The sequence below is a fragment of the Halorussus salinisoli genome (assembly GCA_005239435.1).
In the GTDB taxonomy this organism is placed as follows: Archaea; Halobacteriota; Halobacteria; order Halobacteriales; family Haladaptataceae; genus Halorussus; species Halorussus salinisoli.
The window spans coordinates 835,018-851,652 of record ML241305.1; the positions used below are offsets into that span (position 1 = coordinate 835,018).

The window sequence follows — 16,635 nt, forward strand, 5'->3', positions numbered from 1 at the left end:
TCCTGTGCGGAATCGTATATTTATATGCAGTGACGGCCAACGGTGGCGTATGGCAGACGAAGACACACAGTTCGGCGACTTCGAAGGATTCGGCGGCCGCCACGTCCCCGAACCGCTGGAAGAACCGCTCGACCAGTTAGCGGAGACGTTCGACGAGATTCACGACACCGACGAGTTTCGCCAGCGTTTCCGAAGCTACCTCCGGGACTTCGCGGGGCGACCCACGCCCGTCTTCCACGCCGAGCGCCTCTCCGAGGAGTACGGCGCACAGATTTACCTCAAGCGCGAGGACCTGCTCCACGGTGGCGCGCACAAGGTAAACAACTGCCTCGGGCAGGCACTCCTCGCGGAGGAGGCCGGGAAGACCCGACTCGTCGCCGAAACCGGCGCGGGTCAACACGGGGTCGCCACCGCGATGGTCGGCGCGCTTCTCGGACTCGACACCGAGATTTACATGGGTGAGAAAGACGCCAACCGCCAGCGGATGAACGTCTTCCGTATGCGCCTGCTGGGCGCGGAGGTCAACGAAGTCACCCGCGGCGGGGCAGGTCTCGCCGACGCGGTGGACGTGGCACTGGAGGACTTCGCGGCGAACGTGGACGACACCCACTACCTCGTCGGTTCGGTCGTGGGTCCCGACCCCTTCCCGCGGATGGTCCGGGAGTTCCAGTCGGTCATCGGCCGGGAGGCCCGCGACCAGGTTCGAGAGGAGACGGGGCAACTCCCCGACGCGGCCGTCGCCTGCGTCGGCGGCGGATCGAACGCCATCGGCCTGTTCGACGCCTTCCGGGACGACGACGTGGATTTCTACGGCGCGGAGGGCGGCGGGGAGGGCGAAGGGTCGGGCAAGCACGCCGCGCCGCTCTCGGAGGGCGAGGAGGGCGTGATGCACGGGATGAAGACCCGTACGCTCGAAGACGACACGGAAGTCCACTCGGTCTCGGCGGGACTGGACTACCCGGCGGTCGGCCCCGAACACGCGATGTTCCGGGCGGTCGGCCGGTGCGACTACCGGGCGGTCGAGGACGACGACGCCCTCGACGCCTTCCGGACGCTCTCGGAGTTGGAGGGTATCATCCCCGCGCTCGAATCCAGCCACGCGATTGCGCTGGCGAGAGACCTCGCCGGGGAGATGGACGACGAGGACGTGATTCTGGTCAACCTGAGCGGCCGCGGCGACAAGGACGTGGAGCAGGCCGCCGAGATGTTCGACCTCGGGTAGTCGGCTCACCTCGTCGTCGTTTCTCCGCCGTTACTAAATTCGGCGCAATCGTTCGGCGACTGTTCGGATGCGGAAAAACGCGAAGTAGTTCCATACGCGGACGGCCGGTCCGCCGGAATTCGGCCCGACGCGTTATGACGCTGGCTATCCTTCTTCGAGTCGGTACGATGGGAACCGAACGAAGACGCGAAACCGAGCCGACTCGGTCCCGGACCGGTGGGAGCGTCCTGAGCGCGATTCTGTGGATGACGGGCCTCTCGATACTGCTGTCGTGGCTCCCCGCGCTCGGGCCGTTCGTCGCGGGCTTCGTCGGCGGCCAGAAGGCTGGCAGTGTGGGAAAGGCCCTGCTGGCGGCGATTCTCCCCGCAATCGTACTCGGCCTGCTCGTGTTCGCCGTCGTCGCGTGGCTCAACATGCCCTTTATCGGGGCGCTCCTCGGAGGTGCCACGACGCTGGTGATAGTCGTCCACGCGGGGATTCTGCTGGTCGGGGCGCTCGTCGGCGGTGCGCTGAGCTGAGCGGGCCCGACTTACCCGGACCCACCCAGCAACTCGCGTGCCCGGTCGCCGTATCGGTTGGCGAGTCCGGCAAGTGCGAGGCCGCCCGCCGCCCAACCGAGACTCGACGCGGAGCTATCGCTGTCGGGCTTGTACCGCAGGGCGTAGATACCCGTGTTGATGTCCGCGGCGTAGACGACTCCCTCTTGCGAGACGGCCGCCCAAGTAAACGGCGAAGCGTGGTTCAGCCCCTCCATCTTCGAGTCCTCGGGCACGTCCTTGGCGGCCTGGAAGTAGCCTTTCTCTTCGAGCGTCCAGTCATCGGTGTGGATTCGGAGGAACCGCGTCCCGCCGTGGTAGTGGCCCGCGTGGACCCACCCGTCGCCGGTCACGTCGAAGTTGTGCGGACTCAGCAGGAAGTCGTCGAAGGTGGCGTTCGACTGCCACTCCCACGAGTCGAGTTCCGCGACGTTGTCCTCGCCGCTCCAGTCGGTGCCGAGACCGTCGGCATCGAGCAGTTTTAGCTTCCCCGTCGAGCCGTCTGTCTGGCTCGGGGTCTCCTGTCCCGCGACCACCACGCGCTTGCCGTCCACGAGCTCGGGTGCTGGCTCGGCGTAGTGGGCGCGAGCCATGTCGAAGTGCCCCAACACCGAGATGTCGGTCGGGTCCGAGAGGTCGAGGGCGTACAGACCGGCGTCCCAGTAGGAGAGGTAGCCGACCGGTCTATCGAGTTCGGGGTCGTCCCGAATCGTCACGTCGTGGATGTAGGTCAGGCCGCCGCCGACCACGTTGCCGTCGGCGATGTCGCCGTCCTTCGTCCACTTGTTGACCAGCACGAGCACCCCGGTCGCTCGCTCGAACTCGAAGACGTACAGCGCCGCCGTACCGTCGTCGTTGTCCTTGATGGCGAACACGTAGTCGGTGTCGTCGATGCGGTGGTAGAAGGCGTTGTGCGGCCCCGTGTCCCACACGTCGTAGGTGCCGACGATTTCGGGACTCGCCGGGTCCGACACGTCCACCGCCTGCAAGGCGCTGGCGCTCGCGCTGATGGAGTCGCCGTCGTCGTCGGGCTTGGGGTCGGTCTCCTCGAACAGCGCGGTGTAGGGTTGCTTGCTGATGAAGGCGTACTCGCCGTCGTCGCTGACCTTCACGTCCATTACGGCCGCGGCCGCGTTGTCGTTACGGAGGAACGACACCACGTCGAGTTCGGCGTCCCGGAGTTCGTCGGTGCTGTCGGCGGCGTTGAACTCGCTCACGTCGAGGACCGCCATCCCGCGGTCGCCGGTCGGGTTGTCCGACGAGAAGAAGCCCGCGTAGGCGTAGTCGTCCCGGACCCGAATCTCGGTGATGCCGCCGTAGTGGGGGCTGTCGGGCGACCCGCTCTCGCTCGACGGCCCCACGTCGCCGAGGCTGTGGTAGTCCAGCAGTTCCACGTCGCTGGTCGCGCCGTGGAGGCTGGCGTCAGTGTGGTCGTGCGCCGAGTCGTCCGTGCTGTCGTTCGTGTCGCTACTCAGGTCGTGGGCGCTGGCCGTCCCGGTCGCGGCTCCGAGCGCGGCGGCGAGGCCCGTGGCTTTGAGGAACTGTCGTCTGTTATCGTCTGTCATAGCTGTTGGTTCGAATCTCGATTGGTTTCGCGTCGGTTCCAGATACGTCCGAGTGAGGAGTCGGCGAAGCTACTCGTCCACCAGCTTCACTTCGCCGAAGCTGGCCCAGTCGCCCTCCTGGGCGCGCCGGACCGCGTCGTAGGCGTCCACGAATCCGGTGCCAGTCTTCTCGATGGTGTAGCTGTCGTGAACGTCCTCGGCCTCCGCCTCGACGGTGTTCAGCACGTCGATGGGGTCGGGGAAGCTTCCGTTGTGCTGGTAGTGGGCGTCGAACAGCAGCGACGCCACGCCCGCGGCGACCGGACAGGCCATGCTCGTGCCGCTGATGCGGCCGTACCACTCCTCGGTGTCCTCGTAGTAGCCCTGTAAGGGGTCCTCGGGCGCGAGGGTACTCATCACGAGCTTGCCCGGCGTGCCCACGCCGGGACGATAGACGCCCATCGGGGTCACGTCGCGGGTGATGCCCTCGTAGGCGGTGAAATCGACGTTGTAGTCGGCGGCCACGTCGATGAACGGTCGGACCTCGAAGTAGTAGGTCTGGCCGCCCTCTATCTGTCCGACGAGTTCCTCGGGTTCGTCGAGCGAGGCGCTGGAGGCGACGACGTCGCCGTCCTTGCTACCCTCGCGGAGGTAGAAGTCGATGTCTTCCGCGCTCGGACTCCACGACAACGTGGCCTCGACGTAGCCCGCCTTGCTCGGGGCGTCCCAGCGGTGGAACTCGCTGCTGGTCAGGCCCACGGTGCCGGAGTACGACCCCGAATCGACTTCGGTCTCGGTCTTGTCGGCCGCGTGGTACTCGTAGAGGTTGTCGAGCGCCTTCTTGCGGTCGTAGTTGGTCGGCCCGTCGTAACTGGGCGAGCGACCCCGCGAAGAGAAGTCGGTGATCTTCTCGTCGTCGTCGGTCGCCGCGACGCCCAGCACGTGAGGCGCGAGCGCGTAGGGGTTGAGCGTGTTGGTGTCCGGCCCGGAGTTACCCGCGGCGAACACCGGCAGGATTCCCTCCCGGAAGGCGTGCCACGTGGCGACGTTGACAGCGTCGTCGGGGTTGAAGTCGGGGCCGCCCGACGCGCCCCACGAATTGCTGACGACCTGCACGTCCACCTCGCCGTCGCGCACCCGCTTGAGCAGGTGGTCGTAGGCGGCGACCGGCTTGACGATGAGCAGGGTCAGCCCGGCCGAGTAGACCGTGAGGTCGGCGTCCGGGGCCATCCCCTCGTACTGGCCGTCGCTCTTCTTGCCGGACCCGGTGATGGACCCCGAGCAGTGAGTCCCGTGGCCGTTGTCGTCGCTGTCCACCTCGCCGACCTCCTCCCACGTCGTGTCGTCGCTGCTGGAGAGAGGGTTGACGTACCGCCAGTTTGCCTGCAGGTCGTCGTAGAGGTCGGGGTGGTCTCCGTCCACGCCCGAGTCGATGACGACCGAGTGGACGCTCGACCCGGTGTGGCCGAAGTCGGCGTGGACGTGGTCCGAGCGGGTCGTCTCCTGTGCGTCGTCGTTGAAGTACTCCAGTTCGACGTTCTTCTGGACGTAGCGGACCTCCGCCCAGTCACCGACCGTCTCGATCTGGTCGTTGGTGAGTTCGGTGTACCCGATAGGAAGTACGTCGAACCTGTGGTAGCCGCTTTCGAGGTCGAGGTGCCGAAGCCTATCTACCTGACCGTTGCTCTCGAAGACGACCAGCGCCTCCTTCAGGCCGGAGGAGGTGAGGTCGAAGGTGTCGTCGATGGTGTCTCCAGTGCTCGTGGTCGCGGCGGTGGCGCTGAAGGGGAGCATCGTGGCGACGCCGGCCGCGCCGGTCGTTTTCAAAACGTCTCGCCTGTTGAAATTTCGACGTTCGGGCATGCAGACTTCGGTTCACCGCCGCAAGCAACTAAAACCGTATCTCTGTTTCAGTGGTCGAAATCGAATCGGCGGAAATTTTAAGGGGTGAAACGGTTGGAAGTGTACAACTTCCGCGAAGGCCGACGAACCTCGAGACCGAGTCCGACGCTCAAAACTCGTCCAGTCCGACGTTCTCGCCCTGGTACGACCCGGCGTAGGTGCCCTCGTGGTCTGCCTCGGCGAGAACGAGTTGCGCGATGCGCGCGCCCGTCTCGATTTCGATGTCGCGGTGGACTTCGAGGAGACCCTCACCTTTGCCCTCGTATCCGGCGTCCCAGACCGCCGTGTTCAGCATGCAGGAGTTCCGGAGGAGCGACGACCGGGGGTAGATGTAGCCCACGTGCCCCTCGGGAATCCGGACGGTTTCGGCGTACTGGACGACGTAGCCGCCGGGCGTCAGGTAGTAGGTCTCGGGGGCGTCGTCGGCGACCTGCTCGGTTTCGAGACGTCGTCGTTCGCCTATCTCCTTGCCGTCCTGTCCGATTCGGCCGGGTTCGCGCTGTTCGTACACCGCCTCCAGCGTGAGGTCCACGCCGTTGGGTTGAACCTGATCGTCGTCGGTTTCGGAAACGTGTTCGGCCACGAAGGGACCGCTCTCGAACATGTACGTCCGGTTTCACTGGGAGAATATAGCGTTGGCGGAGTCGATTCCGGAGTGCCACGGACCGGTAATTCCCGCAGTTTTTGCCACACAGCGTCGGGATTTACGATCGGCCGAAAGAACGGAAACACGCGGGATTTATACCCTTGGAGGGTCGATATTCGCTCGATATGGGACAGACATTAACGGAGAAAATCCTCGAGGACCACCTCGTCGAGGGAGACCTCACGACCGGCGAGGAGATCGGAATCGAGATCGATCAAGTTCTCACGCAGGACACGACAGGGACGCTCGTCTGGCTCCAGTTCGAGGCGCTGGGCCTCGACGAAGTACAGACGGAACTGGCGGCTCAGTACTGTGACCACCAGACCTACCAGTTCGACTTCAAGAACACCGACGACCACCGCTTCCTCCGGTCGGCCGCAGGGACGTACGGTGCGCACTTCTCCCGGCCCGGAAACGGTATCTGTCACAACGTCCACAAGGAGAACTTCGCCGCGCCCGGTAAGACGATGCTCGGGTCGGACTCCCACACGCCGACCCCCGGCGGACTGGGCGAACTCGCCATCGGTTCCGGCGGTCTCGACGTTACTGTCGCCATGGGCGGCGGTGCCTACTACATCGAGATGCCCGAAGTCGTCAGCGTCCGCCTCGAAGGCGAACTCCCCGAGTGGGCCACCGCCAAGGACGTCATCCTCGAGATGCTCCGACGCCTCAGCGTGAAGGGCGGCGTCGGCAAAATCTTCGAGTACACCGGTCCGGGCGTCGAGAGTCTCTCGGTTCCCGAGCGGACGACCATCACCAACATGGGTACCGAACTCGGTGCCACGTCCTCGATCTTCCCGACCGACGAGAACACGAAGGACTACCTCGAACGCCTCGGTCGCGGCGAGGACTACGTCGAACTCTCGGCCGACGAGGACGCCGAGTACGACGACGAGATCGTCATCGACCTCTCGGACATCGAACCGCTCATCGCCAAGCCGTCGATGCCCGACAACGTCGTGCCCGTCAGCGAAGTCGAGGGCACGGAAGTCGATCAGGTCATGATCGGTTCCTGTACCAACGGCGCGTACGAGGACATCCTCCCGGCCGCCAAGATGCTGGAAGGCCGCGAGACCAACAAGACGACCGAGATGATCGTCGCGCCCGGTTCCAAGCAGGCCTCCGAGATGCTGGCCCGCGAGGGCTGGGTCTCCGAGATGATGGCCGCAGGCGTCAACTTCTCCGAGGCGACGTGCGGTGCCTGTATCGGCATCGGTCACGTTCCGGCCAGCGACTCGGTGTCGCTCCGGACCTTCAACCGCAACTTCGAGGGTCGCTCCGGTATCGAAGACGACAACGTCTACCTCTGCTCGCCCGAAGTCGCCACCGCGGCCGCCATCAAGGGCGAAATCGTGGACCCGCGCAACCTCGCCGACGAACTCGGCGACCTGGAGGACCCCGGCTTCGAGATGCCCGACGAGTACACGGGTAGCAAGGCCGACCTCATCGCACCCGACGAGGCCCCCGACGACGAACTCATCAAGGGCCCGAACATCGGCGACGTGCCCCTGAAGGACGAACTCGGCGCCAAACTCGAAGGCCCGAACCTCCTGAAGATGGAGGACAACATCACGACCGACCACATCATCCCGGCGACCAGCGACATCCTGAAGTTCCGGTCGAACATCCCGAAGCTCTCGGAGTTCACCCTCTCGCGAGTCGACCAGGACTTCGCCCAGCGCGCGCTGGACGCCGACGGCGGCTTCCTCGTGGCTGGCGAGAACTACGGTCAGGGTAGCTCCCGCGAGCACGCGGCACTCTGTCCGATGTACCTCGGCGTCGAGGGCGTCCTCGCCCAGAGCTTCGCCCGCATCCACAAGGCGAACCTCTTCAACTTCGGTCTCATCCCGCTGACCATCGACGAGGAGACCTACGAGAAGATCGACCAGGGCGACAACATCGAAATCGTGGACGACGTGGCCGAAGCAGTTCGCTCCGGCCAGGAAGAGTTCACGGTCCGTGTCAACGACGAGTGGGAAGCGACGGCCCACCTCGACGCCTCCGCCCGGGAGCGCGAGATTCTCGCCGACGGTGGCAAGCTCTCGCACACGAAGAAGCAGGCCGAAGGCGGTAGCTCCGGCGCGACCCCGGCAGACGACTAATCGACGCAATCTTCTCCCTTTTTTCGCGTCTCCATCGGCGGTAGCTGTGTCGAAATCACCGAATTGCTCCGAAGATGGCGGGGTTACCCTCGGCCGTCCGAACGATTACGACGGTTATAGCGACCAACTCGCTGACCGACGCGGACGACGTTCGCGTCGGGGGCTCCGGTCGATGCTCTGCAAGCGAATCACCGCCGCTAGCGGTGCTGAGTGGTTGAAACGGTCGTATCGTGGCTCGCAAAAGGTGGGGGGTGGGTGGGGGAGATTTCGGGAGCTTGCACCTCCGGCCGGAGAGTGCAATTCATTCTTATGATTCGTCCTACTAAAGAATTACGGGGTAGGCGTCGGGCATGACACTCTTAAGCGTCGGGCGAGAAACCGCGGGCAGTGACAACGACTCACGCGGAAGACGACGGCGACGTGCGGGTTCGGCAGGCGGTGCAGGCCGACTTGCTCGCCGTGCTACGCATCGAACGAGCCTCGTTCGACCAGCCGTGGCCGTTCTCCGCGTTCGAGCGATATCTGGGCGACCCCGGCTTTCTGGTAGCAGTCACCGGCGGGGAGTCGACGGGGACGCTGGCCGACGAGCAGGGCGAACCGCGAGCGGACGAGAGCGTCGTCGGCTACGTCGTCGCCAACCTCGTCCCGAACCACGGGCGGTCGTTCGGACACATCAAAGACATCGCCGTGCATCCCGACCACCGCGGTGAGGGCGTCGGGGCGGAACTACTGGAGCGTGCGCTCCACGTGCTGGAGGTCCGAGGCGCGCAGAGCGTGAAGTTGGAAGTGCGGGCGAGCAACGACCGCGCGCTGTCGCTGTATCGGAGCTTCGATTTCCAGTACCTCCGGACCATCCCCCGGTACTACGACGACGGCGAAGACGCGCTAATTCTGGTCGTGGACGTTGACGAGTAGGAACTCTGCGGTTCGTAGTCGAGCGACTTCGCCACGACCTCGAGCGTGGTGCTTTTCGGCGCGGGCGACCTACGCCCGAGTATGGGATACGCCTGTCCGGTCTGCGAGACGCCCCAGTCCGACGCCGAACACCTCGCCAACCACCTCGCGTTCACGGCGATGCTCGGCGACGACGACCACGAGGCGTGGCTGGACGACCACGCGCCCGGATGGCAAGAACAGGGCGAAGACGAACTCGCGGCCCGCGTCGAGGAGTACGCCAAGGAGGTCGGCTTCCCGCAGGTCTTCGAGGATACCACGGGTCACGACCACAGCCACGGCGACGAACCCCGCGGTGGCGACCTCTTCGAGGACGAAATCGAACGCGCCAACACGCAGGGCCGAGGGTCGATGGCCAGCGACGCGGACGGCCGCGGCGGCGCGGGTGCGGGCGCGCTCGGCGGCGAGGCACAGGAGATTCTTCAGGAAGCCCAGGAGATGACCGAGGAGATGCTGGACGACGAGGAGAGCGACGATGAGACGACCGGCGATAGCGAGGAGTGAGACGGACCACCGGTAAACGCTCGACTGACCAAGCCACCGGCAAACGCTCGGCGACACAACCCACCGGAAACGCTCAGCCAATTTTCTTCCGGGTGGGATGAAGGGGCCGCGCGGTCGCGTACAGTTCAGTCGCTGAGTGGCCCCTATCCGACGCAACTACGTCCGTCGGATATGTCGCTCAGCGACCGCGAGCGCGCGGGGCTTCAAAAGACGACACTCCAACTCGGTTCGCTGCGGTTCGGCTCACGTTTTCCCAAAGCGGATCAACTCGTAACGCACCGAGGACGAAAAGGAATAGTCCCCGGCCTGCCAACTCCCGAGTATGAACACGCACGGCTTTCTCGCACCCGAGACCGAGACCGACGCCCGCGACCGATACGAAGCGGTCGGTCCCGCGGCCCAGACCGTCGTCAAGGAGGCCGCGAAAGCGATGGCGTTCGACGCCGACGAGTACGACGAGCGCGTGACCGGCGACGTGGTCGAGACGGCCCGAGACGCCCTCTTCGCCTCGCTCCTCGAAGTCCGGACCGGCAGTCGGGCGGAGTACGACGAGTGGCTGGCCGACCGCGACCGCGAGGTCATCGTACACGGCAACGAGAACGTCTCGCAGGTGGCGTGGCACGACGCACTCGGTGACACCGTCGTGGCCGCGACCTACGAGAGCGAACGGCGCGCGGCGGTGGCGACCCTCCGACGGCAGGCGTTCGGTCGCGTCTACCGCGACCTCCTGTGAGCCTCGAGAACGATTTTTGTTTCTCTAGTAATTATATTCGATTCCCTAGGAAACGTTTTCGGTTCTCTTCCGAACGAGAATATTTCTCCAGTACTCCTTTCCGAGTATCGCCTCCGTCGAGCGGTCGCTACGATTCGGCGTCGGCGTCCCCGGGCGTCTCCCGCACGTCGTCGATACACGAGTCGTACTCGGCGCTCGGGCCGCTACACTTCCCGTCGCAGGGGTGGTCCACGAGGTCCTTGAGTCGGTGGACCGCCTCGTCGGAGAGCGCCTGTCCGATGGCGAGGGGGTCGTCCGCGACGTCGTCGTCCCGTAGCACCGCCAGGTCGAGACCGAGGTCGTCTTCGAGGAAGTTCTCGGTAACGCACCGCCGCCACGTGAACTCGCGGGCCGCCTCGGTCCCGTCGTCGGTGAGCCTGACGCCCTCGTACTTCTCGTAGGTCACGAGGCCCCGGTCGTCCAGCGACGTGACCATCCCGGTGACGCTCGCGGCGCTCACGTCGAGGAGTTCGGCGAGTTCGCTGGTCTGGGCCCGCCGGTCTGCGTCGGCTGTCAGCAGGTAGATGGTGCTGAGGTAGCGCCCGACGCTCTCGGATACCTCGGTCATGCTACGTGAGTGGTCGGTGTGGGCGAGTATAAGCTTGTTCCCAGTCATCTTCGGCGTTCTCTCCGGGTACCTGCGACGTTCTGCGGTACCGAAAAGTGGACGGCGTGGAGCGAAGTTGGAAGGTCAGCCGATAGCTAGCTACTGCCGACACCGAGAGGTCACCGCTCCGCACAGCACCGCAACCGCACTGCGAGGGCCTCACGCCTCCCCAACCGCCTGCGTTGCTCGGTCGTCGCTCCCTTCGGTCGCTTCTTCGTGCGCTACTCGTCCCTCGCGCGCATGGGCGCGACCTCGAACAGCGAGGTCGCGCCAGCACGCGCCGACCGCAGGTAGTGAAGGTAGGAGTCGCCCACCGAATCCGATTCCACGTCCGAGTAGCCACGTTTTAGCTTCCAGACGGCGACCGACCCCACATGAGCGACGACTGGCGCGTCATCGAGTCGGTCGCGGAGTACGAAACCGGGTGGTACACCGGGGGCTACGACCTCGTGGAGCAACCCGACGGCTCCACGAAGAAGTACTACTGGGCCGAACTCCCGCCCGCGGTCGTGATTCTGGCCGTCACCGACGGACAGGTCGTCTTCGTCGAGCAGTACCGACCCGTCATCGGCGAGGAGTGTCTGGAGTGTCCCGCCGGAATCGTGGAGGACGGCGAGTCCTACACGCAGGCCGGAGCGCGCGAACTCCGGGAGGAGACCGGCTTCGACCCCGCGGGCGTCAGCCTGCTCGAGGACTTCTACTGCGCGACCGGCGTCCTGCGGCACGAGCGCGGTATCGTCTTCGCCGAGGGCCTGACGCCCGTCGAGCGGGACCTCGACGGCAACGAGTTCCTCTCGGTCCGACCGATGCCGGTCGAGGACGCCCTCGACGCCGCCCGCGAGGACCCCGCCAACGACGCCACCATCGAGGCGCTGCTGCTCGCCGAGGAGGACGGCCTGCTCTGAGTCGCTCGGCGGTCTCTCAGGTGTCGGTGACGAGCGTCCGAGTGATGAGTTTCGCCTCGGCGCGACGCATCCGACCGGAGACCGCCGTCGGCGAGAGTCCGAGACGCTCGGAGAGTTCTTCGAGCGTGATGTCGCGGGGTTCCTCGAAGTAGCCGTGTTCGAGCGCGGTCAGCAGGGTGTCGCGTTGCTCGGACGTCAGGTCGTACTTGTCGTCGGTGTCGATTTCGGTCAGCGAGTGGAGTCGCCGGAGTTCCAGCGAGATGTCGTGGTCGGTGCAGTCGGCCTGAAACGACCGCACCCTCTCGTTGGACGCGAACCGGAGTTCGAACTGCCACGTGTCGGACTGTCCGCTGGCTTCCAGCACGGTGGCGTCGGTCTGCCGGATGATGCGCCCGAGGTCGGTCATCACGTCGGACCACTCCACTCGGTAGAGTATCTGGTCGTCCACGCCGTCTACGACCTCCAGCGACTCCACGAGCGACTGGTCGCGGACCGTCTCGGCGAACGCGTCGAGGTCGTTGCCCCACGCCCAGAAGAAGGGGAGAATCTGCTTTCGCGTCGGAACGACTTTCTCCAGTTCGACCCGCACGTCCGGATGAGCGGCGAGTGCGTCACCCAGCGCGAACTCTCCCGCGGGCGTCGTAAACTCCGCGATGATACTCATTACATCGCATATGAACGCGCTTCGTTAAAAAGAAACCCGCCATATATTGAAACAGATGTCCGAGCCCTCAGCGCCGCGCCGCCACGACCGCTCGAATCTCGGCGACGTACTCCTCGCGGGAGAGTCTGATTCGGGGCAACCAGACGTTCTGATAGGACGGGTGCAACAACGGGAGGACGGTCGCCTCGAACCCCGTGACCTCCCGCGGTTCGAGGACCGAATCGAGGAAGCCACCGGGTAGTTCACCCGACAGCGCCAACGTGGCGTGCTTGCCGGTCGTCGCCACCACCGCAGGGGAGACCTGCTCGATCTCGGCCGCGAGGTGGTCTCGGCAGTTCGCGCGCTCCCCCGCAGTCGGTTCGCGGTTGGACGGTGACTCGTCACCGTCTGTTCGGCCGCCGTCTTCGCCCGCTACCGCCGGGAAGCACTTCACCGCGTTCGTGAAGTAGAGTTCCTCGTCGGCGAGCCCGGCGTCCGCGAACAGGTCTCGTACCGTCCGGCCGGAGTGTCGGGAGGTGTAGGCCATCCCGGTCCAGTTACCGCCCTGCCAGCGGTCGGCGTCGGGGTTGCCGAAGGCGGGCGCTTCGCCCACGACCACGACGTCGGCGTCGAGCGACCCGTTTCCCCACGAGATGCACTCGCGGGACTCGACCAGCGCGGGACACCGCGAACACCCCGGTTCGAGGACGTTCCGCGAGTCGGGGTCGGGATACTCGGTCACGTCTCGACCGTGGCGACGGACGGTACTCAATCCCACGCTCGCGGAAGCTATTTGCCGCCGGTCGTACAGCCACGAACCATGGACGAGGTGAGCGTTCGACCGGCGACGCCCGGCGACGTGGCCGACGTTCGGCGCGTCGCCCGCGAGTCGTGGCACGCCGCATACGACGACGTTCTGGGCGCGAAAACGGTCGAGTCGGTCGTGAGCGACTGGTACGACCTCTTCGACCTGCGCCAGTCGGTCGAGCGCGAGGACGGCGTGTTTCTGGTCGCGGAGCGCGAAGTGGACGACGACGCGGGAACGGAACTACTCGGATTCGGACAGGGCGTCCTCGACGACGAGGACGCGGCGGCCCAACTCCCTCGAATTTACGTCCACCCCGACCACTGGGGCGAGGGCGTCGGCTCCGCGATTATCGACCGGATCGAGACGTGGGTGGCCGAGCGCGGGGCCGAGCGACTCCGCCTCGTCGTGCTGGCCGACAACGAGGTCGGCAACGCCTTCTACGAGAGGCGAGGCTATCGGACGGTCGGCTCCCGCGAATCGGAGTTCGCGGGAGAGACCGTCACCGACTACGTCCGCGAGAAAGAGCTGTAGTTACTTTTCGACCACTTCCAGACCACGGTTGTTGACGGCGGCGGCGTCGAGACCGACCTCTTCGAGGAACTTCTTGTACTCGCGCTCGCAGGCCTCTGCGTCGGCCTGCTTGTCGCTGGCGCGGTCGCAGAGCGCCACGAGGTCCTCGGGCACGTCGTTGGTGTAGACTATCCAGTGGTTGATGAGGTCCGAGAGGCGTCGGATGGGGCTGGTGAAGTGGCCGTAAATCTCGAAGTTGAGCGCGTGGTGGCCGCCGAAGGGGTCGTTCATGTACCGAGCGCGGGGCATCACCTTCATCACGGCCCACTGGATCTTGTCGAGTTGACGGTCGGGGGCCTCTTCGAGCGTGGCGTTGACCGCCTGCCGGGGGTCGTCCCACTTCGAGCCGGGAATCGAGACGCCGTCGAGGTCCTGAATCTCCTGGAGGGCTTCGCTCCACTCGTCGGGACTCGGTTGCGGGTGGACCCGATACATGGCTTCGACGCCGCGGTCCCACATGAGGGTGTGCGTGACGGCCTTGTTGGCCTTCAGCATGCACTCCTCGATGATGGTGTGGGCCCGGTCACGCCGGGGGTTGAGGACGAGACTCCCCTCCTCCTTGCGCTGTTCGTGCATCTTGTCGGCCAACTCGAACGCGAGTTGGTTCTCCTCGTGGAGGTCGGCGTCCTCGTCGTCGATGCGCTTCTCGGCCTGCGTGTAGGTGAGTCGCTCGTCGCTGTTGATGACCGACTTGTAGATCTCGATGTCCTCGTAGCCCAAATTCTCCTTGTCGAGGTGCATCTCGACGGTGTGGGCCAGTCGGTCCTCGTTGGGCACAAGCGAACAGACCGTCTCCGCGAGGACCGGCGGGAGCATGTGGATGGTGTAGGCGGGCAGGTAGACCGTGTTGGCGCGTTCGACCGCCTCCTCCCACATGTTGGTCTCGGGGTTGACGTAGTGGGTCACGTCGGCGATGTGGACCCAGAGGACGTACTCGTCGTCGCGCTCCTCGATGGAGAGGGCGTCGTCGAAGTCCTGAGCGTCGATGGGGTCGGTGGTCCACGTCGTCATGTCCCGGAGGTCCCGGCGCTCGTCGACCTCGTCCTGAATCTCCTGTTGGATGTCCTCGGTGCGTTTCTCGGCTTCGGTCAACACCGCCTGGGGAAACTCGTCACGAATCTCGAACTTCTCGAAGAGTTCCTCGCGCTTCTCTTCGAGTCGGTCGGCCAGTTCCGGCGAAATCTCGACCGGGCCTTGCCCCTCGGGAGTGCCAGCCTCGGCCTGCGCGTCGCTCGTCATGCTGTTGACTAACGGAGTCGAGTAGTTAGGCGTATCGGAGGAATCCGGACGCCGTCTTCGGCCCGCAGTCTACCGCCACGGACGGGAGCGATGCCTCCGGACGGCGGCAGTGCCTCCGGATGGGGCAGTCGCTCAGCGTTCGTGGTCGAGTGGCCCGTACCGCTCCTCTACGGCCCGACAGTACCGGTCCAGAAACTCGACTTCGGTCAGTCCCCCGGCGTCGATGTCTACCAGCAGGTCTTCGAGTTCGTCACGTGGTTGGTGGCAGAGGTCGGTGTGACACTCCTTGCAGAGGTGTTCGAATTTCTTACCTTTCCGGTCCCAACGGTCGCCCTCCTTGTCGTACTCGCGGGCGTCGGCGCGACGGATAGTCTCGCCGCACGCGATGCAGTCGACCGAGTCGTTCCCCCGGTTACTCCGGGAACCCCACATACTCGTACCCACGGGACACGATTACTTGCGGTTTTTGGTCAACACACCGGTAAGTTCGGGCGGTTTCCGGCGAAAGTAACGGGGGCTTAACTCCGACCGCCTCTCGCGACAGTCTCGCCGGTCCACCACCGCGACCCGCGGCCCAACCGTTCCGCGACTGCCCGGCTGTCTCGACCCCGAACGTCCACTCTCGAAGCACCGCGGGGCTTATTCGGCCGGAAAGCCAAAGGGGAGTCGATGGACGCCGAAATCTCCCCCGAGGAGGTAGACGAACTCCTCGACGCGGACGAAGCGGTCCGCGTCGTGGACATCCGTTCGGAAGCAGAGTTCGACCGCGGGCACATCCCCGGTAGCGAGAACATCCCGTTCCACGCGCTCGCCGACGAAATCGAGCGGCTCGACGGTGCCGAGCGCGTCGTCACCGTCTGCCCGCACGGCAAAGCCAGCGTGCAGGCCGCTCGACTCGTCGCCTCCTACGAAGGCGTGCCCGACGACGCGCGCGTCGAGAGCATGGAAGGCGGACTCTCCGAGTGGGAGTACGAACTGGAGCGGTCCGGCGCGAGCGGAGGCGAAGCGGACGGAGACGGCGCGGGCGGAGACGACGAAGAAGTCGCCGACGGTCCCGGCGCGCCGTTCTGAGCGGCGAGCGTTTCGAGTCGCCGACGTTTCGAGCGGGAAACGCACCAATAAATGCGTTTCTAAGACATGCCTATTTATTTCGTAGCGATTGCAATACACTCGTTAGAGAAATAAAAATAGTTCTTTCGTTCGGATTCCGAAGCTCCGAGACGAGCGCGCGTGTCTCCCGAACTCGGGGCCGATTCGAGCCGCAGAAGTCACTCAGTGACCCTCTACGACATCACAAAACCGACGTGAGATTAGGCTACGTTGAACCCTTTGTCACGGAGGAAATCCTCGACGCGCCCGGTGTGATTGCCCTGGAGCTCTATTTGGCCATCCTCGACAGTCCCGCCGCAGGCGAACTTGGACTTGAGGTCTGAGGACAAACTGTCCAGATCCACGTCCTTGGGGTCGAATCCTTCGATTATCGTTACCTCTTTACCGTAGCGTCGCTCGTCGATGCGGATATTGATCTGCTGGGACTCTTTGGCAACGTCTTCGCAGACGCAGAGCTCCTGAGGCAGCCCGCACGTCGAGCACACTTCCGACATTACAATTCGGGAATTGGTCGTAGGGGTACAAAACTGTGTCGCTAATTAACCGCGTTGGCCCACGATAGAAACCGAAC

The 16,635-nt window shown here is 64.8% G+C and carries 18 protein-coding genes; 9 read left to right on the forward strand and 9 right to left on the reverse strand.

Annotated features, from left to right (window positions below):
- The first annotated feature begins 49 nt into the window (after positions 1 to 49).
- Complete coding sequence (trpB, locus tag E2484_RS04235) at positions 50 to 1,222, forward strand: tryptophan synthase subunit beta (protein WP_137283966.1); 1,173 nt, start codon at positions 50 to 52, stop codon at positions 1,220 to 1,222.
- A 167-nt stretch (positions 1,223 to 1,389) separates the two neighbouring features.
- Complete coding sequence (locus E2484_RS04240; RefSeq protein ID WP_137283967.1) at positions 1,390 to 1,740, forward strand: hypothetical protein; 351 nt, start codon at positions 1,390 to 1,392, stop codon at positions 1,738 to 1,740.
- A gap of 11 nt (positions 1,741 to 1,751) precedes the next feature.
- On the opposite strand, the gene E2484_RS04245 is transcribed toward E2484_RS04240, so the two are convergent.
- The 3 genes from E2484_RS04245 to E2484_RS04265 form a co-directional block, all read right to left on the reverse strand.
- Entirely contained in the window at positions 1,752 to 3,323 is a 1,572-nt protein-coding gene (locus tag E2484_RS04245; protein WP_137283968.1) for an LVIVD repeat-containing protein, read from the reverse strand.
- A gap of 69 nt (positions 3,324 to 3,392) precedes the next feature.
- Positions 3,393 to 5,165: a S8 family serine peptidase gene (locus E2484_RS24765; RefSeq protein ID WP_170977236.1), complete on the reverse strand. Its 1,773-nt coding sequence runs from the start codon at positions 5,163 to 5,165 to the stop codon at positions 3,393 to 3,395.
- A 148-nt stretch (positions 5,166 to 5,313) separates the two neighbouring features.
- Complete coding sequence (locus E2484_RS04265) at positions 5,314 to 5,808, reverse strand: deoxyuridine 5'-triphosphate nucleotidohydrolase (RefSeq protein ID WP_137283969.1); 495 nt, start codon at positions 5,806 to 5,808, stop codon at positions 5,314 to 5,316.
- 167 nt (positions 5,809 to 5,975) lie between these two features.
- Here E2484_RS04265 and E2484_RS04270 point away from each other — a divergent pair, with 167 nt between their 5' ends.
- The 4 genes from E2484_RS04270 (at position 5,976) to E2484_RS04285 (ending at position 10,143) form a co-directional block, all read left to right on the forward strand.
- Complete coding sequence (locus E2484_RS04270; protein WP_137283970.1) at positions 5,976 to 7,952, forward strand: aconitate hydratase; 1,977 nt, start codon at positions 5,976 to 5,978, stop codon at positions 7,950 to 7,952.
- Positions 7,953 to 8,339: 387 nt separating this feature from the next.
- Positions 8,340 to 8,867, forward strand: coding sequence for a GNAT family N-acetyltransferase (locus tag E2484_RS04275; protein ID WP_137283971.1), 528 nt, complete (start codon positions 8,340 to 8,342; stop codon positions 8,865 to 8,867).
- 81 nt (positions 8,868 to 8,948) lie between these two features.
- Positions 8,949 to 9,410 (forward strand): DUF5810 domain-containing protein, encoded by a 462-nt coding sequence (locus tag E2484_RS04280; RefSeq protein ID WP_137283972.1) that lies wholly within the window; start codon positions 8,949 to 8,951, stop codon positions 9,408 to 9,410.
- A gap of 322 nt (positions 9,411 to 9,732) precedes the next feature.
- Positions 9,733 to 10,143, forward strand: coding sequence for a DUF5809 family protein (locus E2484_RS04285; protein WP_137283973.1), 411 nt, complete (start codon positions 9,733 to 9,735; stop codon positions 10,141 to 10,143).
- Between the two features lie 127 nt (positions 10,144 to 10,270).
- On the opposite strand, the gene E2484_RS04290 is transcribed toward E2484_RS04285, so the two are convergent.
- Positions 10,271 to 10,750 (reverse strand): metal-dependent transcriptional regulator, encoded by a 480-nt coding sequence (locus E2484_RS04290; protein ID WP_137283974.1) that lies wholly within the window; start codon positions 10,748 to 10,750, stop codon positions 10,271 to 10,273.
- Positions 10,751 to 11,163: 413 nt separating this feature from the next.
- Here E2484_RS04290 and E2484_RS04295 point away from each other — a divergent pair, with 413 nt between their 5' ends.
- Entirely contained in the window at positions 11,164 to 11,694 is a 531-nt protein-coding gene (locus E2484_RS04295; protein ID WP_137283975.1) for an NUDIX hydrolase, read from the forward strand.
- Between the two features lie 16 nt (positions 11,695 to 11,710).
- Here E2484_RS04295 and E2484_RS04300 read toward each other — a convergent pair whose 3' ends face one another.
- Positions 11,711 to 12,358: a helix-turn-helix domain-containing protein gene (locus E2484_RS04300; protein ID WP_137283976.1), complete on the reverse strand. Its 648-nt coding sequence runs from the start codon at positions 12,356 to 12,358 to the stop codon at positions 11,711 to 11,713.
- A gap of 67 nt (positions 12,359 to 12,425) precedes the next feature.
- Entirely contained in the window at positions 12,426 to 13,079 is a 654-nt protein-coding gene (locus E2484_RS04305) for a uracil-DNA glycosylase (RefSeq protein WP_137283977.1), read from the reverse strand.
- Positions 13,080 to 13,157: 78 nt separating this feature from the next.
- On the opposite strand from E2484_RS04305, the gene E2484_RS04310 reads away from it, so the two are divergent.
- A complete protein-coding gene (locus E2484_RS04310) occupies positions 13,158 to 13,676 on the forward strand; it encodes a GNAT family N-acetyltransferase (RefSeq protein ID WP_137283978.1) in 519 nt (172 codons plus the stop codon).
- Here E2484_RS04310 and E2484_RS04315 read toward each other — a convergent pair whose 3' ends face one another.
- Entirely contained in the window at positions 13,677 to 14,954 is a 1,278-nt protein-coding gene (locus E2484_RS04315; protein WP_137283979.1) for a ribonuclease catalytic domain-containing protein, read from the reverse strand. It abuts the gene before it with no gap.
- A 132-nt stretch (positions 14,955 to 15,086) separates the two neighbouring features.
- Complete coding sequence (locus tag E2484_RS04320) at positions 15,087 to 15,386, reverse strand: DUF7562 family protein (protein ID WP_137283980.1); 300 nt, start codon at positions 15,384 to 15,386, stop codon at positions 15,087 to 15,089.
- A gap of 237 nt (positions 15,387 to 15,623) precedes the next feature.
- Here E2484_RS04320 and E2484_RS04325 point away from each other — a divergent pair, with 237 nt between their 5' ends.
- Positions 15,624 to 16,025 (forward strand): rhodanese-like domain-containing protein, encoded by a 402-nt coding sequence (locus tag E2484_RS04325; protein WP_137283981.1) that lies wholly within the window; start codon positions 15,624 to 15,626, stop codon positions 16,023 to 16,025.
- 239 nt (positions 16,026 to 16,264) lie between these two features.
- Here the strand turns inward: E2484_RS04325 and yciH are convergent, their stop codons facing one another.
- Complete coding sequence (gene yciH / locus E2484_RS04330; RefSeq protein ID WP_128477306.1) at positions 16,265 to 16,558, reverse strand: stress response translation initiation inhibitor YciH; 294 nt, start codon at positions 16,556 to 16,558, stop codon at positions 16,265 to 16,267.
- Positions 16,559 to 16,635: the final 77 nt, after the last annotated feature.